The sequence below is a fragment of the Methylovulum psychrotolerans genome (genome assembly GCF_002923755.1).
In the GTDB taxonomy this organism is placed as follows: domain Bacteria; phylum Pseudomonadota; class Gammaproteobacteria; order Methylococcales; family Methylomonadaceae; genus Methylovulum; species Methylovulum psychrotolerans.
On the sequence record NZ_PGFZ01000047.1, the window covers coordinates 1 to 3,136 of the forward strand.

Below are 3,136 nucleotides of genomic sequence, written 5' to 3' on the forward strand. Positions count from 1 at the left end.
CCCTGCTGTTGGCAGATTCGGGATACCAAGGGATGCACGGCCTCCACCAAAATTCGGTATTGCCCATCAAGAAACAAAAAGGCAAACCGCTTTCTGCGGAGGACAAAGCCCATAACAAAGCCCTTTCGAAACGGCGCGTTTTTATTGAGCATGTCAACCGCCGCTGCAAGATTTTCAGGATCGTCAAGGACGTTTACCGTGGCAAACACAAAAACTACTCCCTGACATGGAGCCTGGTGGCCGCGTTGGTTAACCTGAGATATGGCAACATTTAGGAAAGATGTCTATTTTACAAGGTATGCCGCTTTGGGCGAATGCAAACAAGGCTTGAGCTTTGGATTTTAAGACGGTATCTTTGGGTATTTTGTGCCATGGGTATCTTGTGGGTGTCAAAAAGATAACCGGGCCAATAGCCTTACGTTCCGCGCAGGCACCCCCCGACGGGACAGAAACCGCCCATATGCCCCGCAAGGGGCAACCCGCCGGGAAGACACTTACCGCTTACCGGCAATTTATCCATTTGGCAGGCCAGTTTTGCCCGCCAATCAGGCCGCCCCCTGCTCTTGTAAATAGTTGCGACAAAACCATCCGAATCCCCGCCCATCCCCAGAATTTGCGGTTGGCCCCGGATGGTGTAGGCGGAATGGCGACACGGTGGCCGGTCAGGGCGGCGTACGGCATCAACGGCACGGCGTAGCCCAAGGTTTTGCCGATGCCTGTTCCGGCTTCAACCAAACCAACCGCCGTCTGGCGCTTGGAACCGGACGCCAGGGGCGCAGCCACCGTTTCGGCGTCTTGCACCCGAACCGGGTCAGGGCGGTAATTTGGGAGATAGCCGGACAGGGTGCCCTTTTCAGAAAAAGCGGCATGGGCCAATGCAGTTAGGGTAGCGGGCATTAGGTATTAGGGGGCATTGTTTGTAGGAATTGCGCCAGTTCCCCGGAATCGTTTATCAACGTTTCCAATTTGGCGATGTCAGCGTCTGGATACAAAACGCCGGCTATCTGAATCCGTGGCGCAATACCAAACTTTGCCATGCCTTTGCGCAGCATGGACAGTGAGGTTCTTTTTAGCCCGATTTTCCCGGCCACGGCCTCATCTGTGGTGGCGGCAATATGTTGCTTAAAACACGCCAACAGTTCGGCGTCACTGATGAGGCCGCCTACTGACGGTTTTTCAGGTTCAGCGGCGTCATCTAACCGGTTCTTGATCCCGTCAAGCAGACTTTTGGCTGACAGGTCGGGTAAGGGGATGAATTGCCGGAATTGGCCGGAATTTTCAAGCAGACGTAGGCGGATGCCGTTACCCAATGCCACATCCCCCGTCCGAACCTTATAAACGGCATGTCTTGTGAGCCCCACATGCGTCGCCAGTTTAACGTCGGTGGAAAATTCAAAGTGACCCTTCAGGAAATCAAGCAGGGCCACGTCATTCTGATGAATGATTGCCTTGTCGGGTTTTGACGGGTGTTTGGGCGATACCATTTCCATAATAGAATTTCCATCCGAAACGGAAGGCTATATGGCCATTTCGGCCGCCTGAGTGTAAAAAAATTCAAAAAGAAACTTGAATCGGCGCTCCACCAGCTCCAACTCCGGCAAGCCATATTTTTCAAGCAATAAATTCCGAAAGGTTTGTGGCCATTCCACCAACTGCAAGCTACCGTCATCCGTTTCGCAGTAAAAGGGCGGCACAAAATCTTCCGACAATGGCCCATAGTGCCTTTCCCATGCGGTTTGGAGAAGCCCCATATCCGCTTCACAATCGGCCGGGTTGGAATACAGCTCCAATATAGGCGATACGAAAGTCGGAATGCGTTTTTTTTTATTCTGTTTGTTCCTCGCCCGTCTGGCGAGGTTATTCTTGCGTTTGCTTGGCATATAGGGTCAGAAGCTGATTAAGCGGCACCGGCGGCATATAGGGCATCCGGCAGATGGAAAAAGATAATACGTCGGGTTGTCCGCTATTCGCCACTGACCGCCTTGGCGGCAAAAAGCCGCAAACGGACGCTTGCCGGCGTTTGGCGCATGGACTTGCCTGTACCGTGCGGCGGACAAGTTTGGCGATACGGTCGGCATTATGCTCTCGTCACACCATGACGTGGCGGCCGCCACCGCCTTCTTCAGGCAAGCCATTGACGGCCACGGCCTGCCCACAAAAGTGGCCATGGACAAAAGCGGCGCCAACCTGGCAGGGCTTGAAAACAGCAATGTCCTGCTGGCACCCGCCGGGCTGCCGTCACTTAAGCTTATATAAACGGGTTTTTTACCGTTGGCAACTCATCAACAACAACTTTTTCAGGAAGTTGTTCGGATGAAAGCTTTATGACAAGCGAGTCAACTAACGCCTTAAAAAAAGCGCTGGGTACCATGACCCTATTTTTTTATCCGTTTCAGCCTAGCGCCTGCAAACAACGGCCCGCTGACAACGTAAACGTCATGGCCGCTTAAGGCAAGGTGCCGCACACCATTTTCCAATTCCTCCCAAATGCCGGCATTATTGGCGTGGCGTTGGGGGGACATATTGGCCAAGGAGAAACTTTCCGCCTGGGATTGCTGATCCGGCATATCGGCGGAAGGGGCCATATGGCCGCTGCCATATCCTGAATGCGAATAGTCGGAAAGCCCCGACCGGAAACCTTCCGCCGATAGGGTCGGTATGGAACGCGTCGTGGCAGTCCATGACGCAAGCGTCCATCAGCCGACCAGCCGTCAAATGCTCCGCCGACCAAAGCGGCGTCCTTGTTATGCCCGAAAAACGCACGGCATAGCCCGAATAGCCTATTTCTTCGGACATTTCGCCGATTTTTACGCCCACTATCTTGGGCGGCACACCCAAAAATAGTTTACGGCGCACAAATTTTGGCTTGTAGCGGCGATGGCGTTTGAAAAAGACAAGACAAAAAAGAGCAAAGCGGGTATTTTTCTGGGCATTTTACGCGATGTTCGACTTTTTAGGACGTGAAATTTTAAGGGTGACATTCTTGTCTTAGGTTCAGGTCAACAAACCACCTTACCGGAGAAGCCGTCATGCCCGTCGAAGATTTCATCATTTATGTGTATTGTTGCGTATGCGATTGCTATGAAAAAGTGGCCCCCCACCCGCTGAGGAAGCGGGGCTTCCCGACCAAACTGAG

Annotated in this window: 6 protein-coding genes; 2 read left to right on the forward strand and 4 right to left on the reverse strand. The window is 52.8% G+C overall.

The genetic code is table 11. The annotated features are described in order from the left end of the window. A partial coding sequence (locus tag AADEFJLK_RS23290; protein ID WP_146054734.1) for a transposase family protein occupies nucleotides 1–275 on the forward strand: 275 nt, incomplete at its 5' end. 226 nt (nucleotides 276–501) lie between these two features. On the opposite strand, the gene AADEFJLK_RS23295 is transcribed toward AADEFJLK_RS23290, so the two are convergent. Genes AADEFJLK_RS23295 through AADEFJLK_RS23305 form a run of 3 tightly spaced genes read right to left on the reverse strand, consistent with a single transcriptional unit; the run spans nucleotide 502 to nucleotide 1,880 of the window. Next, nucleotides 502–897 (reverse strand): hypothetical protein, encoded by a 396-nt coding sequence (locus tag AADEFJLK_RS23295; RefSeq protein WP_103975994.1) that lies wholly within the window; start codon nucleotides 895–897, stop codon nucleotides 502–504. Beyond that, the gene (locus AADEFJLK_RS23300) at nucleotides 897–1,490 is read right to left on the reverse strand and encodes a hypothetical protein (protein WP_103975995.1); all 594 of its coding nucleotides are present in this window, start codon (nucleotides 1,488–1,490) and stop codon (nucleotides 897–899) included. The genes AADEFJLK_RS23295 and AADEFJLK_RS23300 overlap by 1 nt, the downstream gene beginning before the upstream one ends. 27 nt (nucleotides 1,491–1,517) lie before the next feature. Continuing rightward, a complete protein-coding gene (locus AADEFJLK_RS23305) occupies nucleotides 1,518–1,880 on the reverse strand; it encodes a hypothetical protein (RefSeq protein WP_103975996.1) in 363 nt (120 codons plus the stop codon). A 130-nt stretch (nucleotides 1,881–2,010) separates the two neighbouring features. Here AADEFJLK_RS23305 and AADEFJLK_RS23310 point away from each other — a divergent pair, with 130 nt between their 5' ends. After that, on the forward strand, nucleotides 2,011–2,256 hold the full coding sequence (locus AADEFJLK_RS23310; RefSeq protein WP_103975997.1) for a DDE-type integrase/transposase/recombinase: 246 nt from the start codon (nucleotides 2,011–2,013) through the stop codon (nucleotides 2,254–2,256). A 119-nt stretch (nucleotides 2,257–2,375) separates the two neighbouring features. On the opposite strand, the gene AADEFJLK_RS26200 is transcribed toward AADEFJLK_RS23310, so the two are convergent. Continuing rightward, nucleotides 2,376–2,660, reverse strand: a complete 285-nt coding sequence (locus AADEFJLK_RS26200) for a DNA/RNA non-specific endonuclease (protein ID WP_103975998.1) — start codon at nucleotides 2,658–2,660, stop codon at nucleotides 2,376–2,378. Between the last annotated feature and the right edge of the window lie 476 nt (nucleotides 2,661–3,136).

What these genes read in the sequence shown, in the direction of transcription:
- AADEFJLK_RS23305 (WP_103975996.1), bottom strand. Translation starts at nt 1,880, where the DNA reads ATGCCAAGCAAACGCAAGAATAACCTCGCCAGACGGGCGAGGAACAAA.
- AADEFJLK_RS23295 (WP_103975994.1), bottom strand. Translation starts at nt 897, where the DNA reads ATGCCCGCTACCCTAACTGCATTGGCCCATGCCGCTTTTTCTGAAAAG.
- AADEFJLK_RS23300 (WP_103975995.1), bottom strand. Translation starts at nt 1,490, where the DNA reads ATGGAAATGGTATCGCCCAAACACCCGTCAAAACCCGACAAGGCAATC.